The following is a 24,732-nucleotide window of genomic DNA, read 5'->3' as shown; positions in this document are numbered from 1 at the left end:
CGGTCGTGATTGATCCATGCTGCCGCGCAGCGGAGCGCACGACCCGGCGAGGAATAGCCCGATCAGGTGTCGGGTGCAACGGAGCTCACCGTGTTGCGCAAGCGGAGGTGCGTGGCCTCCAGTTCGGCCCGTTCCTCGGGGGAAATCACATAGGCCGGTTGCCCGGCGGCGCTCGCCTGCAATGCCGTGGCGCGCCCTTGCAACCCTTCTCGCGTGGTGTCGTCGATGGTCAGCGCTTCGGCCTGTGCGAGCAGTGGGCGGTTGTCCACGAGGGTCGGCTGTGGCGCGGCCTGGCCTGCCTCCGACACCGCGGCGTCCAACTCGGGAAAGGTCGTGCATCCGGTCAGGATCACGGTGGCAAGCAGGGCGAGGCAGATGTTGCGCATGGGGGCTCCGAACGGGACGGCCAAAGCCTAGAGGGTGGCGCAGGGAGCGGCAAGTCGCGCGACGGCGGCGCGGCCATTGTCGCGCGGCGCCGTTGGCAGTCGGGGGCGCAGGTGTAGTGGGCTGCGCCCCGGGGCAGGGCGCAGCTGTGGTTCAGTGGGCGGGTTTGATGAAGGTCCCGTTGCGCAGGTCGCGAAACGCTTGTGTCAGCTCTTCGCGGGTGTTCATCACGATCGGGCCGTGCCAGGCCACCGGCTCTGCGATCGGCGCTCCGGACACAAGCAGGAACCGGACACCTTCGGGACCAGCCTGAACCGTCACCTCGTCGCCGCGCCCGAAGCGGATCACGGTCCGGTCACCGGACATGTCGCGAATGTTCACCTCCCTGCCCATGACCTCCTTTTCCAGCAATACGCCCTGCGGCGACGAGGCATCTGCGAATGCGGCCTGCCCTTCGAAGACATAGGCAAATGCACGGCGCCATGTCGCCACGGGGAAGGTCCTCTTGACGCCTGGCGGCACCGAAATGTCGAGGTACTGCGGGTCTGCCGCGATTCCGTCAACCGGGCCACGCTTCCCCCAGAACTCCCCAACAATGACGCGCACGACTGTGCCGTCGTCGTCGATGATTTCGGGAATGTCGCCAGAGGTGACGTCCTGGTAGCGCGGTGCGGTCATCTTCATGGAGGAGGGCAGGTTCGCCCAGAGTTGGAAGCCATGCATCTGGCCAGTCCGGTTCCCTTCGGGCATCTCCTGATGCAGGATACCGCTCCCGGCGGTCATCCATTGCACGTCGCCGGCGCCCAGCCGCCCGCTGTTGCCGAGAGAATCCTGGTGGTCCACGGTGCCGCTCAGCACGTAGGTGATGGTCTCGATCCCCCGGTGTGGATGCCAGGGAAAGCCCGCCTGATAATCCTCGGGCCGCTCGTTGCGGAAATCATCGAACAGAAGGAACGGATCCATCATTTCCGGATCCTGAAACCCGAAGGCACGGTGCAGTTTCACGCCCGCGCCCTCCATCGTGGGCACGGCGCGGGAGATGTGGTCAATCGGTCTGAGGGACATGAGGTCACTCCTTTCAGACAAGAGAATATGCGCACCACCGGCTTGTTTCAATTTGCGCAGATATGGCCAAATTCAGGAGTAAGTGTGCGAAAAAGTGGATGTGGTGGACCGTGGCACGCCTGCGGTCGTGCCTCACATCGCATTCCCCCTCGCCAAGGGCGACGGGCAGCGGTAGGGAGCGCGCATGACTGATACGTCCCAGACATCCGCCTCCGACACGTCCATTCTGGCCGTCATCTCCCCATCCGCGCCGCGCCGTGCCATGGGAATCGTCCTGCTGTGCACCCTCGGAGGATTGCTGATCTATATTGCGTTGGCCCGACCGCCAGCGAACTTCCTGTTGCAGGTTTTTCTCCTGCTTCTCGGGGGCGCAACGCTCACCTTGTCCGAGGCCCTGCGCCGGGCCACGGCCGGTCGGCTTGAACTGACCAAGGAGGTTCTGCGCGACAGTTCCGGCCGGATCGTCGCCCGGATCGAGCAGGTGAAGCGGGTCGATCGCGGGACCTTTGCCAACAAGCCTTCGAACGGTTTCCTGTTGCGTCTGAACGACAGCCCGGACGGCAACCACTGGGCTCCGGGGCTCTGGTGGCGGCTTGGCAGGCGGGTCGGTGTGGGAGGCATTACTTCGGCCGCCGAAACCAAGGCGCTGGCCGAAATCCTCCAGATGATCGCCATCGAACGCCACCTTGCACAGACAGGTGAACAATCGGACGACAGTGCAGAATCATCCTGACGAGCGGTGCCCGGCGCGGGACGCTACAGGGCGAAGCCATCCCCGGTTAATCGGGTGGGTGGGGTCAGTTGGAATAGCAGTCGTTGAGCGTTCCGCTCGAATCCTCGAACTTGATCTGACCGGCCAGACGCGGGCGGGTGAAGACCGTGTTCTCGAATGTCTGCGCATTGATGCCCACGTTGAAGGCCGGAGAATAGTTCAGGAAGGTCTCCGTCATGATCAACGTGTCGGCCTCGTGGAACAGCGGGATAGCGTGTTCGTAGTATTTGATGTCTGCCGTCGTCAGGTTGACCCGGCCCGTCGAGCCGTGGGACCAGCAGACTTCCAGCGTGCGGGCTTCGTCGCTATCGCAATTGCCTGTGCATTCCAGCGTGCTCACCCGAAGCGAGGTGGGGTGCGTGGAGTGCGTGAGGTAGTCGTAGATCTTGTCGAGACCGTCGAAATAGTCGCTGTCGATCTTCTCGTACTCACGGCTGATCATGTCCGAAATCGTGTAGGTCGCCTTCAGGTTGATGTTCTGAACCCGGTAGGCGTCGAACCAGACGAAGGCACCGGCATAGAGCGCAAACAGGATCGGCATGACCAATGCGGTCTCGACGGAGATCGATCCGTCGCAGCGGCGGAAATAGCGTGCCAGGCGTTTTGTGAGGAGGGTCTTCATCGCGTCGTCCTCAACTCGGCTCGTTCACGAAGGCAGAGACGGAGATCATGTAGCTGTGATCGGCGTCGTAACGCGGCAGGCGCATGCCAAGGTGATGATAGGGAAAGACCGGTTCGAAAAGGGCGCAGACCCGCACCATCATCAGTTCGTTGTCGGTCCCGTTCTTGAACGTGGTGAGCGGCTGGACGTCCTCTTCCTTGTCCACGCAGGTGGCTGTGGAGGGAAGGGGTTGCCAGGTCTCGGTCGACACCGGGCTCAGCTCGATCATCAGGTTGTTTTCGCAATCCGGCAGGATCGAGGCGTTGTCGCAGATGAAGTCCTTCATCCTCTCATGAACTTCCCGCGCCTCGTCCGAGTCCTCGGAAATCTCCCAGAACCCCAGGCGCAGCGTGCGGACGGTGATATCGGTCGCCCGGTCCAGCATGACCTGCCGCACCATGATTAGTCCGAGCTCGAAAGTTGACATGAACAGCACGAGAAACAACGGCATGACGATCACGAACTCGACCGTGGAATTGCCGCTCTCACGCCGGAAGAACCCGGTCGCGTGTCTCACTTTCTCGAATGCAGTCCTGAACATGGTTCGGGCCTCAACTGGATCACGGGGCCGGCCTTCTGACCGGAGAGGGACAGCTGATGTGCGGTGCGGACGGGCGCAGGGTCCGGGAGCTACTCCCATTCCGATTGTCTTGCACCGTCCCGCGCAGCCCTTGCGGGCGCATCGTTTGTCCCCGGAAATATAGAAACCGCACCGGTGTGGCGGAAATGGGGCGGATCGGGTTCAGTTTTGCGGATCCGCCAACAATTCCCGGCGGATCCGCGTGTTGTTCACGTCCCGGATCAGTTCGTCAGTCGGAGCTGGTTGATGGTCCGGGCAATGGAGGCAAAGGCAGTCGAGATGTCCAGGCTCGCGACGTCAAAGAAATGCGAGTCGGACGAGGCGCAATCCGCCAATGTCGCGTCCCCTTGGCCATAGGTGTCCATGCCGATGGTGAAGACGATCACTCCGGCATTCTTCGCCTCGGCGCAAATGTCGCTGGTCCGCGGATTCTTGGTGCTGGAATAGATCCGCTGCGTGACCTTGTTTTCCCAGTAGTTGGTGCCGTTGCCGTGTGCGGCATCCATGATGGCGGCCCAGCGTTCCACACCCATGTGGTCCCAGACCTCCGGCCAGCTCAGCTTCTCCATCTTGCTGGATTCGTACTGGTAGTCGTACCAGCCAGAGCCCTTGGTGCTGCCGTCCCGTTCCCAGATCCAGTACCAGTCGTTCGAGCCGCTGCGGTTCTTGTAGTAGGTGTAGACGTTGGTGCCGCTGCTCAACTGGTAGTGGTAGATGCTGGACATGCCGCTGCGGTAGCCGCTCTTGATGTCGTACTGGTTCGTGTTTTCGCCGTCAGACATCACGACCAGCACTTTCATGGAGTTGTCGCGGGTGTAGTCGAAGGGCTGGTCTTCCAGTTCGGGATCGATCTCGTCCTTCGCGATCTTGGCATTGAGGATGCCGCGGGTGCTCGGATCGAGGAGCGTGAGGCCCCATTTGGCGCCAATCTCGATGGAGGTCCAGCCACCGGCCCACATGGCTTCGATCATGTCCTTCAGCTCATCTGCGTCGGTTGACCATGGCAGGATCGCCCGCTGCGAACTCGTCGGGCAGGGGGATTGGTTGTCGGTGACGCGCCAGGTGTTGGAGTCCGGGGCAAAGTGCGCCGTCTGGGTGAGCAGATTGGTGCGCGACAGCGATGTGCTCTCGAAGTGGGAATCGGAGAACGTCACGCAATGGGAGTAATTGTGCTCGCCTGTCGTGTTGTAGTAGCTCAACAGATCCTGGCCGACATTCACCTGTGTGGCGAAGGGCACGATCGACACGGACGTGGTGCCCTCGGCGGACACTGGCCGAACGACCGCATCAACGAACTCCTTGGCTGCGGGTTTCAGAAGATTGAGGCGATAGTTGTTGTTGCTGCCCATCGAGCCGGAGTTGTCCAGCACCAGCGCGATCTCCACGTCGCCGCGGGTTTCATTCGCGGTGCCTGCAGCGGGAACGCTCAGAAGCTTGATCCCGAACCGGTCGATCAGGAAGGTGTCGAGGGTTGCCTCGGAGGATGCGGAAACCGTCCGGTAGTTCAGCCCCTCGTCTACGTCCACCTCGGCGAGGTAGTCCTCAAGGCCGGCCTTGTTGAAGAAGTCCTGCACGACGCTGGTCGGCTCAAGCTGCTGGTCGAGGTCGGCAGCGGCGAGCACTGCACGGTCGAGCGTGTACTGCATGTGGGCCCGCAGGTATTCGAACCGCACGATGTCGATGGCCATGGACACGGCGACAAGCATGCACAGGGCGATATACAGCGTGAAGATGATGGCGCCACCGGACTCGTCGCGCCGGAATCGTCGGGCCAATCCGGGCATGGTCTGCCGGAGCAAAATGGTCCGGGTGGATTGGCGCGGGGCAAGCGGAGCGTTCTGCTGGTCGGGCGTCATCGTGTCACCTAAGGTAAAAAGGGGCGAAAACCCGGATGCGGGTCCTCCGAGTGACATTTCAGCGGCGCAAAGGGGCCAAATTGGGGCGCCAACTAGGCGTGATCGCGTAGTTTTCTGCCGTTTCAAACAGGTTTTGTGGGGTTCCGCCCCTAAGTTGCCGCAATCAGGTGTGGCATTTCGCCGGGGCCCGGGCGGGGATCTTTGCAAGTTGGCTCGGCCAAGGGGTTTTCTTGCCCAAGGGATTCCGTTGGAGTGTTCGGGCTCCCGGCCTTTGGCTGTGGAAGGCCGGGCCGGTGTGCAGGCGCGCCGCAGCGAAAGCCGCCCGGCGCGCTGTGCTCGCTGGTCCCGACCGGCGTCCCGTGCCTGCGGTCGGGATTGCCTTGCGAAAACCCTTTTAGAGACCTTTGTCGCGATAGCTGCGGGCCACGCGTTCGATTGCCACGATATAGGCCGCGGTGCGCAGGTCCGTGACCTCATCCCGGCTGTGCCAGACCTCTCGCATCGACTGGTATGCAATCCGCATTGTGTCATCGAGACCGGACCGCACCAGCTCCAGTTCGTCGGCGCCGCGCAGATACTTGTCCTTGAAGGTCGGTGTCATTGACCAACTGTCGCCAAGATACCGGTCCAACCGTTCCAACTCGTTGACCAGAAGCTGATGGCGCGCCTCTTCCTGACGTCGCTGCATGCGGCCGAAGCGGATATGGCTGAGGTTCTTCACCCATTCGAAATAGGAGACGGTCACACCGCCCGCGTTGGCATAGAGGTCGGGGATGATCACCACGCCCTTGTTTCGCAGGACATCGTCGGCACCTGCTGTCACCGGGCCGTTGGCCGCTTCGATGATCAGCTTTGCCTTCACATTCGCCGCATTGGACAGGTTGATGACCCCTTCCAGCGCCGCCGGGATCAGGATGTCGCAATCCTTCTCCAGCACCGTCGCGCCTTCCTTTACGTACTTGGCGTCGGCATAGCCCTTGACGCCCCCGTGCCCGGCGATCCAGTTGCGCACCGCCTCGACGTCGAGTCCCTTGTCATCCACCAGCGCCCCGTCCCGCTCGATCACGCCGGTGATTTTCGCACCGTCTTGATCCGCGAGGAACTTCGCAGCGTGGTAGCCCACGTTGCCGAGCCCCTGAACGATGATGCGTTTGCCGTCGAGCGATCCGTGCATGTTTGCCCGTGCCACGTCATCGGGATGCCGGAAGAACTCCTGAAGCGAATACTGGACCCCACGCCCGGTTGCCTCGACACGTCCCTGGATGCCGCCGGCATGGATCGGCTTGCCGGTCACGCAGGCCGCGGCGTTGATGTCGGTCGTGTTCATCCGGCGGTACTGGTCCGCGATCCAGGCCATTTCACGCGGGCCGGTTCCCATGTCAGGCGCCGGCACGTTCTGGCTGGGGTGAATCAAGTCGCGCTTGGCCAGCTCATAGGCGAAACGCCGTGTAATCCGCTCCATCTCGTGCTCGGTATATTCCCGGGGGTCGATGCAAAGACCGCCCTTCGAGCCCCCGAACGGTGTCTCGACCAGCGCACATTTGTAGGTCATCAGCGCCGCCAGCGCCTCGACCTCGTCCTGGTTGACTGACATTGCGAAGCGAATACCACCCTTCACAGGCTCCATGTGTTCCGAATGGACGGAGCGGTATCCCGTGAATGTCTGGATCTTGCCCCGAAGCCGGACGCCGAACCGCACCGTGTAGGTTGCGTTGCAGACCCGGATCTTTTCTTCCAGGCCTGGCGGCAGGTCCATTACCGAAACTGCCCGGTTGAACATCAGGTCGACGGATTCGCGGAACGAGGGTTCGCGCTGCGCACTCATATGGTCCTCCCTTCGGCCCGGCCATGCACCGTCCTCAGGCGATCGCCGTTTCGCGCGTGCCCCGGGCCCCGTGGCGGCAAGCCTATGACGGAAGTCCTGACAAGGCACGACCTTTCTCCGTCGGATGCTGCCCGATTTCGGCCCGATTCTGTCGGGCGATTCGGGCGACTTTCCGGAGCATAAGGCGTTAATTCTGAAACAACCCTGCACGTCTCGCGAAACCGTCCTCGTTAAGGAAACGGAAATTCGCCAAAAATGTCAGAAATCAGGCAAAAACAGGTGGCTTGCGAGAAAGCGACTCAAACTCGCGGCTTTTTTGTGTCAAAACGATATCCGGGTTGGGGCGCCCAGATTTCCGGGGGGAACTGAGGGTGCTGAAAATGTTGCTGTCACGAGACCACACGGGAAACCGTGCGAGTTGCGCTGCCGCTACTCTGCGGGCAGCCCGTTTCCTGCGCCGCGAAGACGGTGGCGCGATCATATTTACTCTCTACATATTGATCTGCATGTTGCTTGCGGTCGGTATCGCCATTGATACGGTGCGGGCGGAATACACACGCATCAAGCTTCAGAATACCACCGACTCCGCAATTCTTGCGGCAGCCGATCTTGAACAGGAACTCGATCCGAGGACAGTGGTCGAGGACTACTTTACCAAGGCCGGGATCGACCCTGCGAATGTGGAGATCACGGTCACCGAGACCACCGGAGAACGGACCGTCAGTGCCGCCGCCACCCTTGAAGTGGACACACTCCTGCTCAGCCGTATCGGCGTGGACCGGATGCCCGCCCCGGCAAGTGGCGTCGCGACGGAATCGGTCACCGACGTGGAGATTTCGCTGGTGCTCGACAATTCCGGATCGATGGCAAACAACAACGACTATCGTCTGGACCTGCTCAAGCCTGCCGCAAAGGAGTTCATCGACACGGTTATGGCCGCGGACGAGCAGGGCGGGATCGTTTCGGTCTCCCTTGTTCCCTTCGCGACCCAGGTGACCGCCGGCAAGGAACTGTTGGCCCACTACAATGTTTCCGGCGAGCACGCGTCCTCTCATTGCGTGACCTTCGACGACGCCGACTTCACCAGGACTGGCCTGTCCACCACCGAGCCGATGGAGCGCACCGGACATTTCGATCCGAACAACCGGTCCGTGCCGCCAAATGACCGGAACCTTGTCTGTTCCGTCTGGGAGAGCCGCAAGATCTCGCCCTGGTCGCAGGATGCCGAGGACCTGAAGGCGCGTATCGAATCGATGGAAGGCCAGGGATGGACGTCCATCGAGATCGGCGCGAAATGGGGCGCCGCCCTGCTTGATCCGAGTGCCAGCACGGTCCTGTCCGGCATGGTGGATGCCGGCACGGTGAACGAGGAACTCAAGGGTCAGCCCTTCTCCTACGAGCGGCCCAACACCATGAAGGTGCTGGTGGTCATGTCCGACGGCGAGAACACCAACCAATGGGACATCAAGGATCCCTTCCGTGAAGGCCAGTCGCCGGTGTTCATGCACAGCTTCGAGAACAGCAAGGGCAAGACCGTTCGCCGGTTCTCCGTTGTCAATCCGGCGAAGACCGACGGCAAGCCCTACTTCTGGGACTCGAATGACACCTGGAACAACGCGCCCGAAGGCGACACCGAAGCCGTCCAAATGACCTGGCCGGAGGTTTGGGCCACGATGGGGATCAAGAAGTACACCGAGGATCTTGCCTCCCCGGCATTCGGTGGCACGGCCAACACGCACTGGAAGCAGATCGTCACGCGGTTCAACAGTGGGTCGATCGGGGCAGCCGGAACCAAGAATGATCGCACGAGCGACATCTGTGGCGCGGCGAAGGACTCGGGTGTGATCGTCTTCACCATCGGCATGGATACCTACGGCCAAGGGGACACCACGCTTGCCGATTGCGCCTCCAGCGACTCGAACTTCTTTGATGTCGAGGCCAAGGACATCTCGGTTGCATTTGCGGCGATTGCCCGCACGATCAACGCACTTCGCCTGACCAACTGACGAAGCCGAAAGACGCGGGATACCAACAGCCAGGCCCCCTGCTTCGCAGCAGGGGGCTTTTGTCTTGGCCATGCCTTGCCATGCGCGACCGTTGCCACCGTATCTGGCAAGGAGGCTGCTACGGGAAGGATGCGGCGCTCGACCTTGGCTGACAGGGGTTGTGTTGGCCTGCCTGTCGCAACTTGGCCAAGGTCTCTTTGTTCCTGGCGACACGGCCCGGAACTCTCTTGAATTGAACGCTCGTTCAATGGAAAGTCCTTCCATGGCACGAAAGACTGGCTCCCATGCCGAGATAACCGGCCCCCGTATCCGCGACGCAGCCCTGACGCTCTTCGCGCAGCACGGCTATGCGGCCGTTTCGATGCGGCAGATCGCGAGCGAGGTCGGCGTGCAGGCCGGAGCGCTCTATACCTACACGGCCGACAAGCAGGCGTTGCTGTTCGATCTGCTGGAAGGCCACATGCAACACCTGCTGGACAGCTGGGCGGCGGAGCCTTTCCCGGAGGATCCGCTTGGCCGGCTCGAAGCCTTTGCGCGGTTTCATGTGCGATACCACCTCGACCGCCCGGAAAAGGTGTTCATCTCCTACATGGAGCTTCGCAATCTGGAGCCGGAGAATTTTGACGTGATCGAGGGGTTGCGGCGACAGTACGAAGCGCAGCTCGAAACAATCCTCCGGTTCGGATCCGGGGCCGGTGTGTTCGAGGTGCTGGACACCAAGCTCGCGACCATGGGCATCATTGCCATGCTGACAGGCGTCTCGACATGGTTTCGCGACACTGGACGCCTCAGCCGGCAGGAGGTCGAACAGATCTACTGGGATATGACGCGGCGGGCGGTCGGGGTCGCCTGAGCGGGTCGGGGCGCTTTGAGCGGGTGCGAACGCTCTGGCGTCCTCTAAGGCACCTCTTCGGCGTCGGCTGGCAGCGACGGTGCGTCGTGATCGCCGTGCCGCCGTCACACGCCGCGAAGCGGCGCCATCGCCGCTCGAGCTCCGCTCGGCGGCTGTCCCCGGTGTAGCTGGGTGACCCGATGGGTGTTTAGCGACACGTCCAGACTTGGCCTGACGCTCCCGGCTGAAGGACGGGGCGCCGCTCGCGTGTCGTGGGCGGCGGATGTCGCGTCCTGTTCCCCAGAGGGCGTGAGGGCTGCTCGAACCTCATGGTCGTTGCGTTCAGGAGCAACGGCAGAGAGCCAGGTCATCCGCGAAGCCGCTGGCCAAGCTTGCCTCCCGTTCCCACGGGCTGGCATGGCACCTCAGTAGTAGCGTGGGGCGGGGCCCACCTGTTAGATTGCCAACGAGCAGAATACTCGCGGTTTGGTGCGATTCCCAAGCTCAGCACTCAGGGGGCAGCCGGCTGGTTCTTCAGCCGGGTCGTCTCCGAATGGCCCAGAAATCTTGCCAAACGGCGCGTTTGCCACCATGCGCACCTGTGTGAGCGGCAACGTTCAGCGAAGCCATCAGCAGGAAGGCGCCGGGATGCGAGGCGACGCCGGGGAGCCGTCGTGCCGCTAGCGCTCCGGCGGCGGCTCGGCTCACCAAAAGTCGGGCGAAACGACTGCCGCCTCGCAGTCAGGTAGCTTTCCTCGGGGGCAAATCGCGGGCGGCGATCTTCCTCGCGCTCCGTTCAGCCGTCCCCGAGGGCCCGCCATCCGATATCCCGGCGGAAGAAACCCTGCGGCCAGTCCACCGCCTCGGCCATGGCATAGGCACGATCCCGAGCTTCCTGCAGGCTGTGGCCACGAGCGGTGGCATTCAGGACCCGCCCGCCGCTTGCCGTGATCTGGCCGTCGACCTCCGTGGTGCCGGCGTGGAACATCATCTCCCAGCTCGTTTCGGGAAGGTTGTCCAGCCCACCGATCACCGAGCCCTTTTCGTAGGTCCCGGGATAGCCATCCGCGGCGAGCACAACCGTCATTGCGAAATCCTCGGCCCAATTGACCTTGCGCTCAGCCAACCGGCCCTCGGCCGAGGCAAGCATGAGGTCCAGCGCCTGTGCCCCCAGCCGCATCATCAACGCCTGGCATTCGGGGTCGCCAAAGCGCACGTTGTATTCAACCAGCCGCGGTTGACCATCCTTGATCATGAAGCCCGCGTAGAGCACGCCCTTGTAGGGGCTGCCACGCCGAGCCATCTCCGCCATGGTGGGCTTGATGATCTGTTCGAGCGCCGCTTCCGTCACCTCCGGTGTCATGACCGGGGCCGGGGAATAGGCCCCCATACCGCCGGTGTTGGGGCCGGTGTCGCCCTCTCCGACGCGCTTGTGATCCTGGGCCGTGCCGACAGGCAGAACGGTTTCCCCGTCGCAGAGGACAAAGAAACTCGCCTCCTCGCCCTCCATGAACTCCTCGATCACCACTTCCGCACCAGCGGCTCCGAATGCGCCGGAGAACATCTCGTCGATGGCCGCGAGCGCCTCGTCCTCGGTCATCGCCACGATCACACCCTTGCCGGCCGCGAGCCCGTCGGCCTTGACCACGATAGGTGCGCCCTGCTGGCGGATGTAGGCCTTGGCGGTGTCGGGCGCGTCAAAACGCTCCCAGGCGGCGGTGGGAGCACCGGCAGCGTCGCAGATTTCCTTGGTGAAGCGCTTGGAAGCCTCCAGCCGCGCCGCTTCGGCCGAAGGTCCGAAGACCGGGATGCCAGCTTCGGCCAGGCGATCGGCAATGCCTGCTGCAAGCGGCGCCTCGGGGCCGACGACAACGAAGTCGATGGCCTCGGCCTCGGCGAATTCCACAACCGCGGTGCCATCGAGGATATCGAGCGATGCGCATTCGGCGATCTGGGCAATCCCCGCGTTGCCCGGTGCCAAGATCAGCCGGTCGCACTTGGGGTTTTGCAGGATCGCCCAGGCAAGGGCATGTTCGCGGCCACCGCCGCCGAGCACCAATATGTTCATCTCGCCTCCTCGGACGGCTGTCTTCTGGTAGGGCTTCTAGGAGGGGCGTCGGCGGATCACAAGTCGGCGCGGTGGCGCATTTGAGCGCATTGCAGGCGCGCGGCTCTCCGATGCCGAGAAGGAGAGGGCCGCAGAAGACAAAAGGTGTCGGTCCGTTGCGTACCCTGGGCCGGAGACATAGAGGCGCGGTCTTCGCACCGGGTCGACAGGCGCTGGCCCGCCAGATCAACATGCCGCGGCTGGATCGGTCAGCTTGAGCCAGTGAACCTTGGAACCGGCGACCAAGACTGGCACGAGCGGTTGCCGGGCTGGCGCGCGGTCGTTTCCGATTCCAGCACGGAGGGACGCCGTGCGGCTGTGGCCAAAATGGTGGCGCCGGTGCCCCACGCGGCGGCGCATCGCCATGGTGAAGTCCTGTGTCCGAGACGGAGCATGGACCAGCGTGTGGGCGGAGGTCGCTGTCGTCCGGGCAGGGACAAAGACGAGCCGAACGCGCCTTTCCTGTGCCCGGCCCCATCCCGATTCACCGCATGCCGTCGGTCTCTCCGGTTTCCATTCGACGGCACGGGAGCTAGGGTGTCGCAAACGGCACGAGAGCAGACATGTCCGACCTGATCGACGACGATTTCGACCCTCCCGGCGCAGGGTCCAACGCACCCGAATACACGGTGTCCGAGATTTCCGGTGCGGTGAAGAACACGCTGGAGGGCGCCTTCGGACGTGTCCGAGTCCGCGGCGAGGTTGGCCGGGTGTTCAAGGCACGCTCCGGGCATCTCTATTTCGATATCAAGGACGATCGTTCGGTTCTGGCGTCGGTGAGCTGGAAGGGACAACTCTCGGCGCTGACCGTGGTCCCCGAGGAGGGAATGGAGGTCGTCGCATCCGGCCGCCTGACAACGTTCGGCAGCCAGTCCAAATACCAGCTCAACGTCGACCAGGTGGAACCCGCAGGTGTCGGTGCGTTGATGGCGATGCTGGAGAAGCGGAAGAAGCAGATGGAGGCGGAAGGACTTTTCGCGGCGGAGCGAAAGCGCCCCTTGCCCTACCTTCCGGACGTGATCGGCGTCGTGACATCCCCGTCCGGCGCGGTGATCCGCGACATCCTTCACCGGCTGCGCGAGCGTTTCCCGCGCAAGGTGCTCGTCTGGCCCGTCGCTGTGCAGGGGCGGGATTGTGCTCCGCAGGTGGCGGCAGCCATCGAAGGGTTCAACCGCATGACCCCCGGCGGCGCGCTGCCTCGTCCCGATGTGCTGATCGTCGCGCGGGGCGGTGGCTCCATCGAGGATCTCTGGGGCTTTAACGAGGAGGTTGTGGCCCGCGCTGCCGCCGCGTCCGAGATCCCGCTGATCTCCGCCGTGGGGCACGAAACCGACACGACGCTTGTCGACTATGTCTCCGACCGTCGCGCGCCAACGCCGACTGCGGCCGCTGAGATTGCCGTGCCGGTTCGCCTCGACCTGATGGCGTCGCTGGATGCTCTCGGTGCCCGCCTGTCCGCTGGTCTTGCCCGAGGCATGAGCCGCCGGGGCGAGCGTCTGCGCGATCTGGGCCGGGCACTGCCCCGCGCCGACGCCTTGCTTGCCGGGGCATCGCAACGGCTCGATCATGCGGGCGTCCGGCTGCCTGCGGCGCTTCTTGCCGGAGTGCAGAACCGGAAGATCGGACTCGCGCAGCGGACGGCAGGCCTGCGCCCTCAGGCACTGGCGTCACGGTTTCGAAGTGCCGAAGAGCAGTTCAGGACCAGATCTGCCCGGCTCGACCAGGCGCTTGCGCGTCCCGTGGACAAGGCTCGCGCGCGGTTTGACCGCTCGGAGCGGCTTCTCTCGTCCGGACCAATCCGGCGGGAGATCGCGCGGCGTCAGCAGGACACCGAAGGTCTTGGCCGCCGCCTCGACGCCGCCTTCGCGTCCCGATTGCGCCAGAAGGGGGACAACCTGACCGCGCTCGACCGGGTTCTGCGATCACTGAACTACGAGGAGACGTTGCGCAGAGGGTTCGCGGTCGTGCGGGGGGACGGCAATGTCGTCACCTCGAAAGAGACAGCCGAGGCTGCCCGCGCGCTGGAGATCCAGTTCCACGATGGCAGCCTGAAGATCGGCGCCGCCCGTGCGGGCAAGTCGAAAGGGTCCAAACCGGAGCAGGGCAGCCTGTTCTGACCCCGCCGCCGGTGCGTCCGACACAATGCCTGCGACGTTCGCACGCGACCACCGGCGGCCGCACTTCGTTGGCGTGATCGCCCCGGAATCGACCTCGGAATCGCAATCTGAATCGCTCCTTTCAGTGCGTTCCCTGTGATGTCGTTGTGTTGAGTCAGGGAATGGACAGGCCTGTGTCGGTAGACTTTGGCGCCAGCACCGAGTGTGCGACGTGACTGAGCGTTGCAGAGTTGCGCGGTCAATGTCGCCATCCGTGGAGCCGAGAGCCTACCCTGTAGTTCTCAGGGAGTGATCTAGAGAAGGCGGCGCTGGAGATCCGCCGCTGCCCAGCCCGTTCCGTTCTACCGGGGCAGCATCGCGAATCCGGGAGAATAACCGGTGCCCGCCTGTCCGGCGCCGCAAGGGATATGGAGATCAATCGTCGGGGCGCCAGGCCTCGTGCTGGATCGCCGCGATCCTGTCGACCACGTGGCGAGCGTGGTTTTCGACATAGGCTTTGTGCAGTGCTCCGCCGACATATCGGCGAAAAGCCTCGATATCCTCGAAATCGGCGACGAGTGCGGAGTCGTAGTGGTTGGGGCCATGACCGACATTGCTGCCAAGCGTGAACGACAGCACGTCCGCACTTCTTTCGCACATATCGACTACTGCCATGCGCCAGGCCTCCAACTGCTCTGGCGTCGCGTCCGGTTTGAAAGTCAGCAGCACGATGTGCCGAAGCATGGTCGCCTCCTCCCTGCAAGCCATCTGGCAGGCCACATTCAAGCCTGTCAATGTTGCAGTCGGCACGGCCCGCCGAGCGCTGAGCAAAGACGGTGGTTGCCGGGCTTCAGTGGGCAGCACCTTTGCTCGGCAGTATGGCACGACCGCGCTCGCAGCGTGTCGGGAAACAGGCTCATGCTGCATCCGGGCCGGGATGTCGGATGCGGAGGACAGGCGGACGGTCAAACCTCCAACTGCGCCGAGGGATGCACAGCGGGCCGATACCCGGCCGCCATGACGGCGATCGTTGCCGCAGGTGTCAGGACCTCGACCTTCTCCTTCGCGTCATGCGATGGCGCGCTTGTGTATCCGTCGGTGGAAAACCCGCGAAGCTGGCGGCGGAACCACAGGCTGGGCACCCCGCGCCAAAGCACGAATGCGCCATCGGGAAGCCCTCCGAGTGGCGCAATGTGCCGGATCTGGCGCCTGTCGCGCCCGACCCGGTCCCGGTGCAGCACATCGTCCATTTCGGGGGCGCGGGCGGTCCGCCCGAAGGTGCGCGCCCAGGCCGATTGCCATGCACGGTAGGCCTCTCGCCTGCACTCCGCACAGGGGCGATGGCCAGCGGCGAGGGCAACGGCTTCGTCGAGGAAAAACAGCTCGGTGTATTGCCCCGGCGCCATGACCTGTCGCTGTCGCTTCTTGAAAGCGAGCCGGCAGCAGATCCACGCCTTGTGGCGCCAACGTGCCTGTCCAAGTATGCCCTTGGAATCGTGCAGGATCCCCCGATTGCCCATCATCGTCCCGCGACAGGTGACGGCAACGATCTCGCCCGTCGGAAGGACACGATTCTGGCGCGGTCTGCCGCGTTCGGTTCCAGTCTCGTCACTGCAAGATGCCACGATGCCGCTCCTGTCTGGTGCCCACGGCCACAGGACCCGTGGCCGACGTCCCGTCCAGAGGTCGGGTCCCGGCGAGCGTGCCGGTCATTCAGACGGTAGCCGACAATGGGAGTGCCGCCAATGACCGGCTATTGCCGGTGACGTGGTGCAGTTTCGCTGGTGACGCGCTCAAGCACCCCGGCGCCTGCCCCCATGGGGGCAGGTCAGACCATCATTTCCTTGGTCGCACTGAGCGTCAGCTCCGGATGGTCCCGTTCCACGCGGTCGATGTCCCACTGCAAGCGGGTCAGATAGACGAGGTCACCGTCATTGTCCTCGGCCATGTGGCCCTTGTTGGCATTCGCGAAGGCGTCGACCTTTTCCTTTGGGCCCGTGACCCAGCGCGCCGAGGTGAACTGTGACGGCTCGAACCGAACCGGCAATCCGTATTCCAGCTCGATCCGGCTCGCGAGGACTTCGAACTGCAACGCGCCAACGACGCCGACGATGAACCCCGATCCGATGGACGGTTTGAAGACCTTTGCCGCCCCCTCTTCGGCAAACTGCATCAATGCCTTGTCGAGATGCTTTGCCTTGAGCGGATCGCCCGCTCGGCACGCCTGCAACAATTCCGGCGCGAAAGAGGGGATGCCCGTTACTTTCAGCGCTTCGCCCTCGGTCAGTGTGTCGCCGATGCGCAGTTGCCCGTGGTTGGGAATGCCGATGATATCGCCTGCCCAAGCCTCTTCCGCCAGTTCGCGGTCGGAGGCAAGAAACAGAACAGGGTTGCTGACCGCCATCGGTTTCTTGGTACGCACATGGGTCAGCTTCATTCCCCGTTTGAAATGGCCCGAGGCCATGCGCACGAAGGCAACCCGGTCGCGGTGCTTGGGATCCATGTTGGCCTGCACCTTGAAAACGAAGCCCGAGACCTTCTTCTCCTCCGGCGCAATCTCGCGCGGGGAGGCCTTTTGCACCTGTGGTTCCGGGCCGTAGGCGCCAATGCCGTCCATCAGCTCCTTCACGCCGAAGGAATTGATCGCGGAACCAAACCAGATCGGCGTCATGTGCCCTTCGAGGACCGATTGCGGATCGAGTGAAGGCAACAGTTCCCTGGCCATCTCCAGTTCTTCGAGGAAGGTCTCCAGCAGGTGCTCGGGCACGTGCTCGGCCAGCTTCGGGTCGTCCAGCCCCTCGATGGCGATACTCTCGGCCACCTTGTTGCGATCCGCGCGATCCATCAGCTCCAGCCGGTCGCGCAGTATGTCGTAGCAGCCGACGAATTCGCTGCCGCGCCCGATGGGCCAACTCGCCGGGGTCACGTCAATGGCCAGGTTCTCCTGGATCTCGTCGATGATCTCGAACGTGTCGCGACTCTCGCGATCCATCTTGTTGCAGAAGGTCATGATCGGCAGGTCACGCAGGCGGCAGACCTCGAACAGTTTCTGCGTCTGGCTTTCCACGCCCTTGGCGCCGTCGATCACCATCACCGCCGCATCCACTGCCGTCAGCGTCCGATAGGTGTCTTCGGAGAAGTCGGAGTGGCCCGGCGTGTCCACGAGGTTGAACCGGAAGGTGCCGAAATCGAAGGACATCGCTGAAGCCGAAACGGAGATCCCGCGATCCTTCTCCATCTGCATGAAGTCCGATCGTGTCCGCCGCGCCTCGCCCTTCGCGCGAACCTGCCCCGCCATCTGTATCGCGCCCCCGTAGAGGAGGAACTTCTCGGTCAGCGTCGTCTTGCCTGCGTCGGGGTGCGAGATGATCGCGAAGGTCCGGCGACGGGCAATCTCCGGCGGCAGGTCGGGGCGGTTTGTGGCTGTGTCCAACATGGGGCGCATATAGGCGAGCAACGGCGCAGGGGCAATCCGTTCCGGGGCCCTCGCCCGGGGCGGTCGTGCGCCCGGATACGACACAGGTGCGACTGGCTCTGGGTCGGCTGGGGAGTCGGTGCCGGTGGGCCGGTCGCTTGTGGCTACTAGAATGGGCGCCTACCAGATATTGTGTGCGCTCTTGTGGTGTCAGGCGCTTTGTATATACACTGTATATGCAAATGGAGAATGCAGGCGGGCGCCATGGCAGATGGCAGGACGAAGAAAAACAAGAAGGACGGGCAGTTGTTGATCCGGATACCTGTCGAGGATCGGGACAGGTTCGTGCGTCTTTGCGAGGAACTGGATACCTCGGCGGCCCGCGAAATCCGGCACTTCATAAAGCAGTTTGTTGAAAAGAATAAAGAATCCCGAGGAGGACGATGCGAATGAAGACGGTATTGATCGCCAATCGAAAAGGTGGCTGTGGAAAGACGACAACGGCGATCACGCTGGCGGCCGCGCTTGCCGATGGTGGCTGGAAGGTGGCCCTTGCCGATGCCGATTTGCAGAAATCAACGACCCGCTGGCTCAAGCGCAGACCGAAAGGGGTCAGCGCGATCCGGCATCTCGACTGGACGTCCCACAAATCCCTGGGCGAAGTGCCAAAGGGGGTGGACTGGGTCGTGATCGACGCTCCGGGGGCGCTTTATGACGAGGATTCCCAGAACCTCGTGGCAGAGGCCAAAGCGGTGATCTGTCCGGTGATGCCGTCCTTCTTCGATGCGGACAGCACCAAGCGGTTCCTGAAAGACCTTCAGGATATCAAGCGGATACGCAAGGGGAAAGTCGGTATCGAGCTTCTGGCCAACCGCATCAAGGCGCGCGGCAGGGCAAACGCGCGGCTGGATGCGTTTTTTGCCAAGGTCGGCCAGCCGCCCATTGCCCGGATCACCGAAAGGGTGGCCTATGGTGATCTGGCTGAAGACGGGCTTTCGATCTTCGACAAGGGGCAGGCGATGTATCGCCCGATGCGGGAACAATGGACGCCAGTCCTCAACTCCCTTGTGAAATAGGCACTCGCGGCCGTTCCCAATGGGTCATTCCAGGGAAATTGGCTCGGCGCTCGCGCGGGATCCGCTGACCGGGAAACCAGCGTTGCGGGAAAACCGTTGTGGGGCACCAACCGCACAAATGGATCCCGAAAGCTAGCGTGGGTTGCGATCTTTCAACAGCCGATCGCGTGCGGCCTTGCCGGCAATACGATCGGCCTCGGTTCCGATGTGGGGGCGATGCTCAAGCTCGGCATCGCCAACTTCGCGGGCAATGTCCTTGGGCAGGGTGGCGAGGGTGGCGCTGTTCACTTCCAGGCTCTCTACCGGGATGCACTCGGCATAGATCACTTCGTGGTGGTCGAAGACGAGAGTGAAGAAATCCGTGTACCCTCCCGGCCGGATATAGATCTTCTCGTCATCGACGAGGTAGGCGGCCTTGACCAGCATCTCCGCGGTGGCGGTCAGGCGATCCTCTCCCCGCTGGTAAATGAACAACCTCTGATGCTGCGAGAGGATCAGGTCTCCGGCATTGCCCAGTGTTTCGTTCGGGATGACGACGGGCGCATAGGGGCCGACGGCGCGCACCGTGCGTTTGATGACGCGGCGGAGCGGCTGCGGGCCGTGGTCGCGGGTCAGCAGTCGGTCGCCGGGCTGCAAATCCTCGACACGGGCCTGCCGCCCGTCGGCGAGGGTCACATGGGTCCCGCGTCCGAAGGCGAGGGACGTGATATCGGCCAGTCGCTGCGCGCCGGGAGCCTCGTCGATGCCGATGAGCGTATGCCCCTGTCCGGGCGCCATCGGTTCCAGTGGCAGCGCGGCCACTTTTGACGCGGCATCGCTTGTCACCTCCAGCAGCAGCAGGTCTACCTTGTGCCCTTCGGGGGCGAGAAACGTCAACCGAGCCGTCAGTTCGATGGATGCCCCGGGCGTGCCGAACTCCGTCCCCGGCGCGACCCGCTTGGTGGCAGCGCCGGGAGAAAGCACCTGGCCGCCCGAACTCTCGCTGTCTGCGATGGCCAGTTGCAACGCCTGCGCATCGCTCGCCAGCCGGTAGACATCGCCCGGGCAGAGCTCCTCCATCTCGAGCAGCGGATCACCGAGGTTCGCCCCCGAGATCACCGAGAAGCAATCGCCCGGCAGGACATGGCAGTGGTAGTCGGCGTGGAGATCGTCCGGCATCTGACCCAGTTGTTTTGCGCGCGGCGCCAGGGCCGCATGGGACCGGATAGCCGCCCCGGTGGTCGTCCGTCAATCACCTGAAGCCCTTGCGGCGGCCTGCGCCGCGGTGCAGGTTCCGCCAACAGGACCGCCATTCCGGGCGGCGAAGGGAGACGACATGGATCTTGGAATTTCTGGAAAGCGCGCGCTGGTGACGGCCTCTTCCAAGGGGTTGGGCCGGGGCTGCGCGGAAGCGTTGGCCGCTGCCGGTGTGGACCTCGTCCTGAACGCACGTGGCGCAGAGGCGCTCGAAGCGACGGCCGAGGCCATTCGCGCGGAACATGGGGTCGAGGTGACCAGTGTCGCCGCCGACATCACCGATGCGGCAGGGCGAAGCGCGGTGCTCGATGCGGCGGGCGATGTGGATATCCTCGTGACCAACGCGGGCGGTCCGCCGCCCGGCATGTGGACAGACTGGGAGCGCGACGATTTCGTGCAGGCGCTGGATGCCAACATGCTGACGCCGATCGCGCTGATCAAGGCGCTCGTGCCGGGCATGATGGAGCGCGGCTGGGGCCGGGTGGTCAACATCACGTCCGTGTCCGTGAAGGCACCCGTGCCGGTGCTGGGGTTGTCGAACGCCGCGCGTGCCGGCCTGACGGGTTTCGTTGCTGGCACCTCGCGCCAGGTCGCTCCGCACGGTGTGACGATCAACAACCTCCTGCCGGGGATCCACGCGACCGACCGGGCCGTGAGCCTCGACAAGGGCGTCTCCGAGCAGGCGGGTATCACCTTCGAGGAGGCGAAGACGCAGCGAGAGCAGACAATCCCGGCCCGCCGCTACGGCACGCCCGAAGAGTTTGGCGCGACATGTGCCTTCCTGTGTTCGCAACATGCCGGGTTCATCGTTGGTCAGAACGTCCTGCTGGACGGCGGCGCGACGAACCTGTCGATGTGACAGAGGACCGTTTCAGCCTGAAAGACCACCTTTTCAACGTGGAAAAGGTGGGGCTTCTGGCCGGTTGGATGGCGGTGGCCGATCCGGGGTTTGACAGGTCCCTGTTCGTGGAACAGGTCATGGGGCGGTTGCCGGAGCTGGAGTTGAAGGCACGTATCGACTGGATTGCGACCTGCCTTCAGGCGCAGCTTCCGGATGCTTTCCCACAGGCCGCAGCGGTCATTTTCCGAGCGCTTCCGCCGCCGCTCGACCCGACACGAACCGATGACGATTTCGGCGATTTCATCATCGCGCCTTTCGGCGTGGTGGTGGAGCGGATGGGGGCGGAGGCACATCCCGATCTGTCGCTCGACCTCTTCGAGGCGCTGACGCAGCGGTTCTCTATGGAGCTCTCGATTCGGTCGTTCCTGAACCGATGGCCGGAAGAGGTGCTGGCGCGGATGGAGCGCTGGGTGGAGCATCCGAACTACCATGTTCGCCGATTGGTGAGCGAAGGCACGCGGCCCAGACTGCCCTGGGCGCAGAAGGTCACCCTCGATCCGCTCCGCCCGCTGCCGCTGCTGGACCGCCTGCACAGCGATTCCACGCGGTATGTGACGCGGTCGGTGGCCAATCACCTCAACGACATATCAAAGGTGTCTCCGGAAGTGGTCATCACCCGGCTCGCGGAGTGGCGCGCTGTTGGGCGGCAGTCCGAAGGGGAGCTCGACTGGATGACACGGCACGCGCTGCGCACGCGGATCAAGGCGGGCGATCCGGCGGCAATGGAGTTGCTTGGGTATCGCGCGGATGCCGACGTCGTGCTGGAGGCGCTGGAGGTGCCGGACGCCGTTGCAATCAACGATGTGGCCGAAATCGCGGTTCGGCTGCGTGCGGCACAGCGGGAACGGGTGATCGTGGACTACGTGATCGACTTTGCCACCGCCTCGGGCCGACGACGCCAGAAAGTCTTCAAGCTCAAGGACACGGTGGTCCCGGCGGGCAACGTCGTGACGCTTACCAAGCGGCACAGGTTCAAGGGGGGCGCGACGACGTTCACGCTGTATCCGGGGCGGCACGTTCTTCGCGTGCAGGCAAACGGACGCATCCTTGGCGAGCGGGCCTTTGATCTCCTCGCGCCGAACGAAGGATAGCGAAGGAGAAACCGTGATGACGACGTCGCCGGTAGGGGTTTCTTAACCAAGACGGCAGATGGTGGCGCCCGCGAGGGGATGCACGTCAGGAGCATCCAATGACTGGTGTCCATTCCGCCCTTGAACCGGGGCTCGTGCAGGCCTCGATGATCGCCATGCTGGCGGTTCTTGCGCTCGCGATGCGGCGGGCATGCATGTCCCGAAGCCTGCACTGGCTGCTGTATGCTGCGGTGCTGGTGATCGTCGGCAACCTGTTCGTCATCACGATACTGGGCATTCCAACCCGGCCGGGACAGGCTGCGCTGTCCTCCGCCATCCTGTCACTTGCGACCTGGCTGGCGGTGCGGACCTATTGCGACCGGTGGTCCGGGGTGTCCTCGCGCAGCCTGCGGCGCACCCGTCGTGGCAATTCCTGAAGCAGGCGGGGGGGCGAGCCCGGTTCCGGCACCTGCGGTCTTGTCCCGCGCCTGCGGCTGGGGCATGCACAGGCTCATGGCCAAATCTCAGATCTTCACCTGCAGCGCCTGTGGCGCGAGTCATTCCAAGTGGTCGGGGCGCTGCGATGCCTGTGGCGAATGGAACTCCATCGTCGAGGAGGCACCGCTGTCGACCGGACCGGGCAAGAAGGCGCTTGGCGGGTTGAAGGGGCGACAGGTCCCGCTGCTGGAACTGAACACGCCCGAAGCCCCTCCGCCCAGATCGCAATCCGGGCTCGACGAGCTGGACCGTGTGCTTGGCGGTGGGCTGGTGCCGGCCTCGGCAACGCTGGTGGGGGGCGATCCGGGGATCGGCAAGTCAACGCTTCTGCTTCAGGCGGCTGCGCGTTTCGCCGGGGCCGGGCTGTCGTGTATCTATGTTTCCGGCGAGGAGGCCAGCGCCCAGGTCCGGATGCGGGCCCAGCGACTGGGCCTCGGAGACGCCGCGGTCCGGTTGGCTGCCGAGACCAACCTGCGCGACATCCTCACCACGCTCGATACCGAGCGGCCCGACCTGGTGATCATCGACTCGATCCAGACCATGTGGACCGACACGGTCGAGGCCGCTCCGGGTTCTGTGAGCCAGGTTCGGTCGGCCGCCCATGAACTGGTCACCTTTGCCAAGCGCCGCGGCTGCTCGGTGATCCTCGTGGGGCACGTCACCAAGGAGGGGCAGATCGCCGGGCCGCGTGTGGTGGAGCATATGGTCGATACCGTGCTCTATTTCGAAGGTGAGCGCGGCCACCAGTTCCGTATCCTCCGCGCGGTGAAGAACCGTTTCGGTCCCGCCGACGAGATCGGTGTTTTTGAGATGACCGGGGGAGGGTTGACCGAGGTGGCAAATCCCTCCGCGCTGTTTCTCTCCGATCGCGAAGCCCGGGCACCGGGGGCCGTGGTCTTTTCCGGGATCGAGGGTACGCGCCCGGTTCTGGTGGAGTTCCAGGCCCTGGTGGCACCGAGCCCAACGCCGCAGGCCCGTCGCACGGTGGTCGGCTGGGACAGCAGCCGGCTGGCGATGATTCTCGCTGTGCTGGAAGCCCGTTGCGGCATCCCTTTCGTGGGGCTGGATGTCTACCTGAACGTGGCCGGTGGCATGCGGGTGTCCGAACCCGCGGCCGACCTTGCTGTGGCAGCGGCGCTACTGTCGGCGCGCGAAGATGCGGCACTGCCTTCCGACATGGTGGTATTTGGGGAGATAAGTCTAAGCGGAGCCCTGCGTCCGGTCAGCCAGACAGAAAACAGGTTGAAAGAGGCGCAGAAACTTGGTTTCTCGCAAGCGGCCCTGCCGGACCGGTCCAGTGGATCGGCCCCGACGGGCTTTGGCACGCGGCCGGTCAAGGATCTGGCCACGTTCGTTGGTGAAATGTTCGGCGCAGGATAAGGCGTCAGGAAAAAAATCTGTCCGGGGGCAGAAAGGCAAGCGCATGGAAGGTTTCACTATCGTCGACGCAGGCGTCGCGGTCATTATCGTTTTCTCGGCGATTCTCGCGTATTCGCGTGGTTTCGTACGGGAGGCTCTGGCCATCGCCGGCTGGATCGCGGCGGCCGTACTGGCCTATATCTTTGCTCCGAAGGCGGAGCCGCTGATGCGGGAAATCCCCGTCCTGAGCGATTTCCTCGGCAATTGCACGGCTTCGACCATTGCGGCCTTTGCGGCGGTGTTCGCCCTGGCTCTGGTGGTGTTCGCGCTCTTCACCCCGGTGTTCTCGTCGCTTGTGCAACGTTCGGCGCTGAACGCGATCGACCAGGGGCTCGGGTTCCTCTTCGGTGTTCTGCGCGGCATGCTGCTTGTCGTGATTGCGTTGGTTGTCTACGAATTCGCGATCGGAGAAGAAGGTGTGCCGATGGTCGATGACAGCCGCTCGGCGCAGGTTTTCGCGTCGATGAAAGAGCAGGTCACTGGCGAAATCGCCGATCAGGAAACAGCACTGGCTTGGTTGACGGACAAGTTCGAGGGGCTGATCGACGCCTCCTGCGGTGGCGAGGCCGCAACGCCCGCCCCCGCCCCGGCAGCAGACGCGGCAGACAGCAGCAACTGATTCGCCCATCGAAATCTTGAAGGTGGAGCCCCGGCAGCGATGCGCGGGGCTCTTTGCTTGAGTGGCACACGGCCGCCGGCTTCGTCTGGCGGAAGGTGTCGCTGGAAGGATTTGCCCGCCACCCGACGCGTGGTTCAACCCTGCGGACACAGGGATACGCTGCCACGTCACACTCGCAGCGGACCGCCAGCCGCAATGCGACGCGAGCGCCTGTCGCAAGAATGCCGCGTTGCGGCAATCTTCTCGTCGCGACCCGGGGGCACTGTGACAAAGGGATGACACTGGCGTCCTGACCCCGTAAACAGGCCTCGCCG

The 24,732-nt window shown here is 63.6% G+C and carries 21 protein-coding genes; 10 read left to right on the top strand and 11 right to left on the bottom strand.

Features of this window, described 5'->3' with window-relative positions; all coding sequences use genetic code 11:
- Positions 1-62: 62 nt before the first annotated feature.
- Together CLV78_RS07600 and CLV78_RS07595 are read right to left on the bottom strand one after the other, a co-directional pair.
- Positions 63-386, bottom strand: a complete 324-nt coding sequence (locus tag CLV78_RS07600) for a hypothetical protein (protein WP_106204182.1) — start codon at positions 384-386, stop codon at positions 63-65.
- Positions 387-537: 151 nt separating this feature from the next.
- Entirely contained in the window at positions 538-1,449 is a 912-nt protein-coding gene (locus CLV78_RS07595) for a pirin family protein (protein WP_106204181.1), read from the bottom strand.
- A gap of 184 nt (positions 1,450-1,633) precedes the next feature.
- On the opposite strand from CLV78_RS07595, the gene CLV78_RS07590 reads away from it, so the two are divergent.
- Positions 1,634-2,182: a hypothetical protein gene (locus CLV78_RS07590; RefSeq protein WP_245924869.1), complete on the top strand. Its 549-nt coding sequence runs from the start codon at positions 1,634-1,636 to the stop codon at positions 2,180-2,182.
- 64 nt (positions 2,183-2,246) lie between these two features.
- Here the strand turns inward: CLV78_RS07590 and CLV78_RS07585 are convergent, their stop codons facing one another.
- From CLV78_RS07585 to CLV78_RS07570, 4 genes are all read right to left on the bottom strand, one after another.
- On the bottom strand, positions 2,247-2,843 hold the full coding sequence (locus tag CLV78_RS07585) for a TadE/TadG family type IV pilus assembly protein (protein WP_106204180.1): 597 nt from the start codon (positions 2,841-2,843) through the stop codon (positions 2,247-2,249).
- A 10-nt stretch (positions 2,844-2,853) separates the two neighbouring features.
- Positions 2,854-3,423, bottom strand: a complete 570-nt coding sequence (locus CLV78_RS07580; protein ID WP_211300960.1) for a TadE/TadG family type IV pilus assembly protein — start codon at positions 3,421-3,423, stop codon at positions 2,854-2,856.
- Positions 3,424-3,683: 260 nt separating this feature from the next.
- Positions 3,684-5,318, bottom strand: a complete 1,635-nt coding sequence (locus CLV78_RS07575; protein ID WP_106204178.1) for a TadE/TadG family type IV pilus assembly protein — start codon at positions 5,316-5,318, stop codon at positions 3,684-3,686.
- 394 nt (positions 5,319-5,712) lie between these two features.
- Positions 5,713-7,143: a Glu/Leu/Phe/Val family dehydrogenase gene (locus CLV78_RS07570; RefSeq protein ID WP_106204177.1), complete on the bottom strand. Its 1,431-nt coding sequence runs from the start codon at positions 7,141-7,143 to the stop codon at positions 5,713-5,715.
- Positions 7,144-7,523: 380 nt separating this feature from the next.
- On the opposite strand from CLV78_RS07570, the gene CLV78_RS07565 reads away from it, so the two are divergent.
- Positions 7,524-9,149, top strand: a complete 1,626-nt coding sequence (locus CLV78_RS07565; protein WP_146136657.1) for a TadE/TadG family type IV pilus assembly protein — start codon at positions 7,524-7,526, stop codon at positions 9,147-9,149.
- 262 nt (positions 9,150-9,411) lie between these two features.
- Positions 9,412-10,002 (top strand): TetR/AcrR family transcriptional regulator, encoded by a 591-nt coding sequence (locus CLV78_RS07560; protein ID WP_106204175.1) that lies wholly within the window; start codon positions 9,412-9,414, stop codon positions 10,000-10,002.
- A gap of 775 nt (positions 10,003-10,777) precedes the next feature.
- Here CLV78_RS07560 and purD read toward each other — a convergent pair.
- Positions 10,778-12,049, bottom strand: coding sequence for a phosphoribosylamine--glycine ligase (gene purD, locus CLV78_RS07555; RefSeq protein WP_106204174.1), 1,272 nt, complete (start codon positions 12,047-12,049; stop codon positions 10,778-10,780).
- 602 nt (positions 12,050-12,651) lie between these two features.
- Between purD and xseA the strand changes: the two genes are divergently transcribed.
- Positions 12,652-14,205: an exodeoxyribonuclease VII large subunit gene (gene xseA / locus CLV78_RS07550; protein WP_106204173.1), complete on the top strand. Its 1,554-nt coding sequence runs from the start codon at positions 12,652-12,654 to the stop codon at positions 14,203-14,205.
- Between the two features lie 414 nt (positions 14,206-14,619).
- Here the strand turns inward: xseA and CLV78_RS23840 are convergent, their stop codons facing one another.
- The 3 genes from CLV78_RS23840 to CLV78_RS07535 all read right to left on the bottom strand — a co-directional run bounded on the left by CLV78_RS23840 (position 14,620) and on the right by CLV78_RS07535 (position 17,620).
- Positions 14,620-14,928: a Dabb family protein gene (locus tag CLV78_RS23840; RefSeq protein WP_158263472.1), complete on the bottom strand. Its 309-nt coding sequence runs from the start codon at positions 14,926-14,928 to the stop codon at positions 14,620-14,622.
- Between the two features lie 221 nt (positions 14,929-15,149).
- Positions 15,150-15,809, bottom strand: a complete 660-nt coding sequence (locus tag CLV78_RS07540) for a hypothetical protein (protein WP_106204171.1) — start codon at positions 15,807-15,809, stop codon at positions 15,150-15,152.
- 203 nt (positions 15,810-16,012) lie between these two features.
- Complete coding sequence (locus CLV78_RS07535) at positions 16,013-17,620, bottom strand: peptide chain release factor 3 (RefSeq protein ID WP_106204500.1); 1,608 nt, start codon at positions 17,618-17,620, stop codon at positions 16,013-16,015.
- Positions 17,621-18,048: 428 nt separating this feature from the next.
- Here CLV78_RS07535 and CLV78_RS07525 point away from each other — a divergent pair, with 428 nt between their 5' ends.
- Positions 18,049-18,675, top strand: a complete 627-nt coding sequence (locus tag CLV78_RS07525) for a ParA family protein (protein ID WP_106204170.1) — start codon at positions 18,049-18,051, stop codon at positions 18,673-18,675.
- 132 nt (positions 18,676-18,807) lie between these two features.
- On the opposite strand, the gene CLV78_RS07520 is transcribed toward CLV78_RS07525, so the two are convergent.
- Positions 18,808-19,833 carry a Hint domain-containing protein gene (locus tag CLV78_RS07520; RefSeq protein ID WP_106204169.1) on the bottom strand — a complete coding sequence of 342 codons (1,026 nt, stop codon included), beginning with the start codon at positions 19,831-19,833 and terminating at the stop codon, positions 18,808-18,810.
- Positions 19,834-19,990: 157 nt separating this feature from the next.
- Here CLV78_RS07520 and CLV78_RS07515 point away from each other — a divergent pair, with 157 nt between their 5' ends.
- The 5 genes from CLV78_RS07515 (at position 19,991) to CLV78_RS07495 (ending at position 24,418) form a co-directional block, all read left to right on the top strand.
- The gene (locus tag CLV78_RS07515) at positions 19,991-20,770 is read left to right on the top strand and encodes an SDR family oxidoreductase (protein WP_106204168.1); all 780 of its coding nucleotides are present in this window, start codon (positions 19,991-19,993) and stop codon (positions 20,768-20,770) included.
- Positions 20,767-21,903, top strand: a complete 1,137-nt coding sequence (locus CLV78_RS07510; protein ID WP_106204167.1) for a hypothetical protein — start codon at positions 20,767-20,769, stop codon at positions 21,901-21,903. Before CLV78_RS07515 ends, CLV78_RS07510 begins: the two co-directional genes overlap by 4 nt.
- A 98-nt stretch (positions 21,904-22,001) precedes the next feature.
- The gene (locus tag CLV78_RS07505) at positions 22,002-22,319 is read left to right on the top strand and encodes a hypothetical protein (RefSeq protein ID WP_106204166.1); all 318 of its coding nucleotides are present in this window, start codon (positions 22,002-22,004) and stop codon (positions 22,317-22,319) included.
- A gap of 76 nt (positions 22,320-22,395) precedes the next feature.
- Positions 22,396-23,760 (top strand): DNA repair protein RadA, encoded by a 1,365-nt coding sequence (gene radA, locus CLV78_RS07500; RefSeq protein WP_106204165.1) that lies wholly within the window; start codon positions 22,396-22,398, stop codon positions 23,758-23,760.
- A gap of 43 nt (positions 23,761-23,803) precedes the next feature.
- On the top strand, positions 23,804-24,418 hold the full coding sequence (locus CLV78_RS07495; protein ID WP_106204164.1) for a CvpA family protein: 615 nt from the start codon (positions 23,804-23,806) through the stop codon (positions 24,416-24,418).
- Positions 24,419-24,732: the final 314 nt, after the last annotated feature.

The organism is Aliiruegeria haliotis, assembly GCF_003003255.1.
Classification (GTDB): Bacteria; Pseudomonadota; Alphaproteobacteria; order Rhodobacterales; family Rhodobacteraceae; genus Tropicimonas; species Tropicimonas haliotis.
The sequence above is the reverse complement of the archived record's forward strand: the minus strand, read 5'-3'. Positions and strand labels throughout refer to the sequence as shown.